Annotated in this window: 5 protein-coding genes; 4 read left to right on the forward strand and 1 reads right to left on the reverse strand. The window is 31.9% G+C overall.

The window, feature by feature from the left end:
- Positions 1-183: 183 nt before the first annotated feature.
- Entirely contained in the window at positions 184-1,014 is an 831-nt protein-coding gene (purR, locus tag RR554_RS05270) for a pur operon repressor (RefSeq protein WP_332463067.1), read from the reverse strand.
- Between the two features lie 726 nt (positions 1,015-1,740).
- Here purR and RR554_RS05275 point away from each other — a divergent pair.
- The 4 genes from RR554_RS05275 (at position 1,741) to RR554_RS05290 (ending at position 6,964) form a co-directional block, all read left to right on the forward strand.
- On the forward strand, positions 1,741-5,001 hold the full coding sequence (locus RR554_RS05275) for a MucBP domain-containing protein (RefSeq protein ID WP_332467557.1): 3,261 nt from the start codon (positions 1,741-1,743) through the stop codon (positions 4,999-5,001).
- A 20-nt stretch (positions 5,002-5,021) separates the two neighbouring features.
- Entirely contained in the window at positions 5,022-5,327 is a 306-nt protein-coding gene (locus RR554_RS05280; RefSeq protein ID WP_332463065.1) for an LPXTG cell wall anchor domain-containing protein, read from the forward strand.
- Positions 5,324-6,070 carry a WxL domain-containing protein gene (locus tag RR554_RS05285; protein ID WP_332463064.1) on the forward strand — a complete coding sequence of 249 codons (747 nt, stop codon included), beginning with the start codon at positions 5,324-5,326 and terminating at the stop codon, positions 6,068-6,070. Before RR554_RS05280 ends, RR554_RS05285 begins: the two co-directional genes overlap by 4 nt.
- A 75-nt stretch (positions 6,071-6,145) precedes the next feature.
- Complete coding sequence (locus tag RR554_RS05290) at positions 6,146-6,964, forward strand: WxL domain-containing protein (RefSeq protein WP_332463063.1); 819 nt, start codon at positions 6,146-6,148, stop codon at positions 6,962-6,964.
- Positions 6,965-7,021: the final 57 nt, after the last annotated feature.

A 7,021-nucleotide genomic window follows, 5' to 3' on the forward strand; every position in this document is an offset into this window, starting at 1 on the left:
GATGCAAGACTTTGTATAAAGAAGATTTCATACGAGAGCCTTTTCCTGCTGCTAATATGATTGCGTAACGATTTTCCATTAATTAACACTCCTTGTCAGACTAATCTAAACGTTTCAATTTATTTTACCAAAAAAAGAGCCGATGTATCAAGCTCTTTTGTTTTGTCAAATGACTATACCAATTTAATCTTCAGGTGTCGTATCAAAGTAGTTACCAGGCACGACTGTAATATTTTTTGTTCGAGTGTCAACGTCTTTCACACAAAGAAGAGAGGTGTAGTCATCAATAACACGACGACCGCTAAAGCTAGACTCAGCAAAAACAGTAACACCAACAAGAGTAGCTTCAAATTCTTCAATTAAAGCTTTCATACCGTTGACTGTTCCGCCGCCTTTCATAAAGTCATCTACGACTAACACGCGAGAACCACGTTTCAAACTTCTTTTAGATAGCTCCATTTTTTCAATACGTTCAGAACTACCAGAAACATAATTAACACTAACAGTTGAACCTTCTGTAATTTTTGAATCACGACGAACAATAACAAATGGAACATTTAGATAGTAGGAAACAGCTTGTGCAATTGGCACACCCTTTGTTGCAACAGTCATCACAGCATCAATTTTTTGTCCAGCATACTGAGAAGTAATGATTTGACCGATTTGTTTTAAAAGTTGTGGATCGCCTAATAAATCAGACAGATAGACATAACCACCAGGTAGTAAACGATCTTGCTCAGATAAACGTTCACATAAACCTTCTACCATTTTTTTTGCCTCAGAAAAAGGGATTTTTGGTGTAAAAATCACACCACCAGCAGCACCAGCTACTGTTTCTAAAGTACCAAAGCCACGTTCTTTAAATGTTTTTTTGATAATCGTTAAATCTTCACTAATGGAAGATTTAGCCGATTCATACTTATTAACAAAGAAAGTCAGAGGAGTTAGCTCGTGAGGATGACTTAAAATGTAACTGGTCATATCAATCAATCGTTCACTTCGTTTTATCTTCATGTGGGGAACTCCTTTTAATTTAAGTAATATTAACTATTATAGTATGTTTTGAGCAAAAAACAAAGTATTTTTAATAAAAAAAAGAAAATGTTCGCAATTTAAAATGGAAAAGCAAATTATATGATAGTAGCATTTATGTAGATTAAAAATAATATAACGATATTTTTTTTGAAATTGATAGCCTGTTTTAATGGGAATAAATGTCTATATTGATAAATAATGTTATGTAAATCCTTTTTTTTATCAATTTTTTAAAAAATGTAATGTTATTTAGGAGCGTTGTTTAAGTTCTTTTAGATGTATTAAAAACTATATAATGAACAAAAGCGAGGTTTAAGGTGAATAAAATATTCTTATTTTTTATTTTTAAAAAATAAGTCAAATAATTAAGTTGCTTATTTTTTTTTTATAAGTTAAGATTTTATTATTAAAAGCATTTTTGAAAGATTAAAACAATATTTTTTTGAAGTGAAGAAAGTTTTTTAATGAAATGCTATTACAAGTAAAAACGTTTATTATTTAGTTGAAGAACATTTTAAAATAACGTGTTCTTTCGTTTAGATATTTTTTGAAAATACAAAAATTTTATTATGTTTTGTTTTAAAGGTGAGAAATAGTTATTTGCAGAAAAATCACCTGAGTCTTAACTAAAATAATAAAGGGTATATTTTCTATACTATTATAGTATAAAAAACATACGTTAAATCTATTCGTGGAGGTGAAAAAGTGAAAACAAATAAAAAAATTGCTCTGATAACTTTTTTACTGTTTGGGTTGAGTTTTATTCTAATTAATCCAACAGAGACAAAGGCAGCAAATTACACAGCGTATTCAGATTCAGATTTGAAAACATATTTAGAGTTACCGTCAAGCGATACAATCACCTTACCAGAATCCTTGATAATACCAATGAATGTAAACAGTAGAATTAAGATTACTGGAAATAAAATTTTGGATTTGAATGGAAATAAAATAAATGTAAAAGTTGGAGCGTTTGCTCAATCAGGAGGCTTTGATTTAGAAAAATCAGCACTATTAACCAAATTAACGATTAAAAATGGTTCTTTTGTTGGTGGACCAACGGATTCATTAGGAAATGGTTATTTGGCTTATGAAAACAAAGCAGGTTTATTTTATGCCGATCCTAATAAAGAAGTTACAGTAACTTTTCAAGATATCTCTCATGAAGGTGATGGTTTTTTTAAGGGAAGAAGTGCAGATGTAATATTCAAAGGTGAGAATAATCTGAAGAATACGGCATTCAATGTTCGAGCTCTGAATATTAATATGTATGCTAATCCAAATGATGAGAACGATCCAGAAAACACTAATTTTTATGGGTATGTTGATAGAAATGGAACAGCGGACCCATATGCTCAAGGTACAGGTGGCATGAACTTAACTTTTGATGGATATGCAGATAAATCTGCTAAGAGTATGGGGAGAACGACGAAAAATCTAGAAGTACCTAAAAATGCAAAAGTAAAATTAATTAATGGAGTTAAAGGTGCTGCGTTGGGCTATTTACCATACCTGAATACTATAGGTAATTTTGCTCAAATTAATGTGAATGGTGAATTAATAACTGAGGCTGATGGAACACCGCTTAGAACGACGGCTGCATATAACGCAAATGTTGTTGGTACAACAAGTGACCAATCGGAATTAAATGTTAAACCAGGATCAGTATTAAAAATATATTCTTTGAATGAAAAATCTGAGTATGGAACAATTTATACTTATTCTGTAGATATTAATGTTGATAATCCTAGGATTTTTGATATCCGAGCTTATGGAAAAGGGCGATTTTTCCATGGTTGGATTGAGCGGAATATGAATAATTTTAGACTTACGAATACTGATGTTGCTGTTTGGTTAAAAAATGCTCAAGGTGTTGGAAATCCAGAACATCTTTGGCAAGAGGTTGATTATATTACTTTGTTAAAATTCTACTATGGCGATACAGGTAATGCCTACTTTAAAAAGTTAAAAGCAAGTACGCCTGAAATCGAAAGTAGTTTCTATCTTAATGATTATAGTCGTATCTCAAATGATGTGTCACTACCAATTGTTATACCTGGTGTTAAAAGTATCGGTAATAGTTCAAAAAAATTAAGTGGGACAACAGATTATATTTTACCGGATCATACATTAACAGGAAAAAAATCACCTGGTGCGACGGTAACGATGAAAGTTAATTCGATTACAAAAACGACAAAAGCTGATGCAAATGGTAATTGGACGTTTGACAATTTAGATTTAAGTCGAATAAGTGGAGGATCATTTATTGAACTAACAATCACTGATACCGACAAACGCTACAATAATTCAAAAGATGTAGCGTATGTAGAAGTAAAAGATACAATTCCACCAAAAGCTAATCCTGTTTTAGTGAAGACGTTAATAAATAATTATGATTTTATTAATAAACCAGAAAATGCAATTAGCGGCTTAAGTGATGAAACAGATTCTAATAACAATATTACAAAAAAATTTGTTGATTCAAATGAAAAACTTAAAGAAAAGGCTGATAGCTTAGGAGTAAAAGCCTTACCAGTTAGTATTAAGGATCGAGCTAATAATGAAGCGATTATTGCTTCGACTCTTTTAACGACAGATAATCTAACTGCAACTGGATTAGTGATTGGTGAAGATTTTAAAATTCCATATGAAGAATGGATGGCTATGACAACCAGTGAAAGAAGACAAGCTATTATCTCTAAAGGAAAAGTTCAAGGATGGACAGTAACAAATGATTCGGTAACAGAAGTGACCAATGATTCAAATAAACTGTCAATTTCTTACACAGAGCAGAATTGGAAACCACTAGATGTTGTAACGATTACGATGAAAGTGGGGAATTATCTTAAAACAATTAAGGCAACATTAGATGTTAGTGAGTTGAAAACAACTATTAATTATGTAGATGAACAGGGAAATAAGATTAGTCCTGAAACAAGCAAAATGATGATTCCTGGGAAAGAGTATACGGAAAAATCAACTATTGTTCCTGGTTACGAGGCAATCTCTGTAGAAGTAGATGGGAAAAAAGAAAAATTAGCAGATGATAAAAGCATTAAACTAACAATGGGTACTGCAGAAACTGATATTAAGTTTATTTACAAATCTGAACATTATTCGCTGAAATTGGAAGCAGATAAATCGAATCTGTCACCAACGGATAAAGTAGAGTACAAGTTACTCGTTCAGAGTGGAATGCATTACTCAGAAAGTGTATTAGCCAATAATTATGAAAATTTATTAATTACTATTCCTATCAGTAATAAGGTCAGTCGACTAACTGATATAAAAGTTGTTGATTCTAAAGATAAAAGTGTTGGCATTGGTCAGTATGATGAGACAAATAAAATCTTAAAGATAACTTTAACAGAAGCAGTTAAAAACACTGAAAATTTAGTAATCACCTATAAAGCAACAGTGAAGGAAGATGCTAAGACTGATGATGTTATTGATACAGAAGCAACAATGAAAGCAGATTATTTAGTAAATGGTACGAATCAAGTGATAAATAGAAAATCTAATAAAGTGAATGTTGTAGTTGCTGGCGGGCTAAGTGTAACATCTCGACCTGAAACCATTGATTTTGGAAAAGTGACGTATAAAGCAAAAGCACAAACTGTTGAAGATCCAATAGTAAGTAATCCGTTGATAGTTACGGATACAAGATCAAATAATCAAAGTGGTTGGGTATTGTCAGCTGTAGTAACAACACCATTGACGGCAAATAATGAAGAGCTGGAAGGTGAAATTATTTATCGTAAAAATGGTAAAGATTTAGAATTATCAACATCTCAAATAATTTATGAACACCAAGCTAATAATGATGTAGATGTGAATATAACAAATACATGGGGAAAAACAGCTGAAAGTGATGGTGTTAAATTGAAATTTAAATCATCAGATATGATGAAAACGGGAGATTATGCTGGGAAAATTAGATGGACGCTAATGCCAGGGCAACCATAATGTACTAGGAGGTTAAATAAGTGAAAAAAAAATATGTATATTTATTGCTTAGTATCATGGTTGTTTTGGGTCTGTTTATTATTTCAAAAAAACAAGTTATAGCTTCAGGTGCAGAAGGTGGTCAAGTGACTGTTCCAGGTAAAATCACATTTGAGTCTGAAAGTAAAAAAGAGAAACCTGATGGAACAAATGATACAAGTAAAAAAATTTATAGCGTTCTTCCAAAAACAGGAGAAAATAAGGCAAATATTCTAGCTACTTCAGTAGGTCTTATTTTTGTAACAAGCGCGATTTTCTTGAAAAAGAAAGTTGGTGAAAAAGAATGAAACGTTTAATTACTTCGAGCTTATTAGTATTACTATCATTTTCGTTAGGTGTTAATGTTTTGGCCGAAATAAGTGGTAGTAAAAATTTGATTCCAAAAGGCAAAGTATCTGTTAAAGATTCGGGTAAAACAGAGATTGTTGATCCTGAAAATCCAGGTGAAATAATTAATCCAGATCCAGGTCCATCTACAAATGGCTCTTTACGTATTGATTATGTTTCATCCTTAGATTTTGGAAAAGTTGTAATTTCAAAAAAAAATAGAAATTTTAATGCATTGGCTACTCAAATAGGTAAGAAAAATCAAAACAGAGGACTGTTCATTCAAATTAGCGACTTTAGAGAAAAAAATTCTGGATGGGCGTTACAAGTGAAACAAAATGAGCAGTTCAATACAAAAAATTATGATGAATTATCTGGATCTGTTTTATCTTTTGATAAAGGTTGGATTAACTCATTGAATGACAAAAAATTACCAGAAGTAACAAGAGACACATTATCGATAAATAATATCGGTGAGGTTTATGATGTTGCAAGAGCAAGTAGTGAAACTGGATCTGGAGTTTGGACTGTTAACTTTGGTGCGTCAAAGGAAAATGACAATAATCAACCAATAACCATTAATGAAGATACTAAAACGGGCACTAGAAATAGCGCTGTTAGTTTAAGTGTCCCTATATCTACAAAAGTATTACCAAAAGAGTATGAAACTAAAATCACATGGATTTTAGCTGAAACTCCATAAAATAGTTTTCAAAGCTCTCCCTAAACCCTATAGAGCTTTTAAAAAATAAAAGAAAAAAATTAGGAGGAAATAGAAATGAAATTTACGACAAAAAGCGCATCAGTATTGCTTGCAATTTTAGTAGCATCAACAGTTGGTGGAACAATCGCCTCTGCAGAAGTTAAAGCAGGAGATGCTTTAAAAATTGAATCTTCAGGTAAAGTAAAAGTTGAAGGTGAAGGAGATACTGGTGGACCAGATGGAGACAAGGATAAAGATATTGAAGATCCAGAAACAGATGATAAGACAACACCAACTGATCCAGATGAAGTAGATTATAATGGTGAAAAAGGACCAATAAAAGTTGAAGCAGTTTCTCAATTAGAATTTGGAAAAATCCAACCAATAGCAAAAGAAATTAAACAATTTTCGACACCACTTAAAACTACTGGTGGAGATCGAGGAGCATTAGTTCAGTTTGCTGATGTACGTTCTGAAAAATTTGGTTATAAATTAACTGCTAAAATGACAGAACAGTTTACAACAACAAAAGGAGAAGACAAAATTAAATTAGATGGTTCAACTATTGGCTATAAAAATTTAATTGTAAAACCAGAAAAAGGCAATACAAATACATTTGGTACACTTGGAAAAGATGCTGGTGGATTTACATTAGGTCAAGATGGTAGCTCAGCAGAAGTATTTGTTGCTGGTGATAAGCAAGGTAAAGGGCGTTATGTAGCTGAATTTGGACAAAGTAAAGATTACGTTGCACCTGAAAATGTTATCGGAGCTGGTGTGGCTGACACTGCTGATAAATCAGTTGAGTTAACTATCCCAATGAAAACTGCTTCAAACATGGCACAGGGTGACTATGTAGCAAAAATTCAATGGGCTTTAAATGTTACTCCTTAATCAGTTGATGATTTCAGAAACCAGGAAAGATTTTTCTTTTCTGGTTTTTTTATATTA

Origin of the sequence: Vagococcus sp. (genome assembly GCF_036639995.1) — a bacterium.
Classification (GTDB): domain Bacteria; phylum Bacillota; class Bacilli; order Lactobacillales; family Vagococcaceae; genus Vagococcus.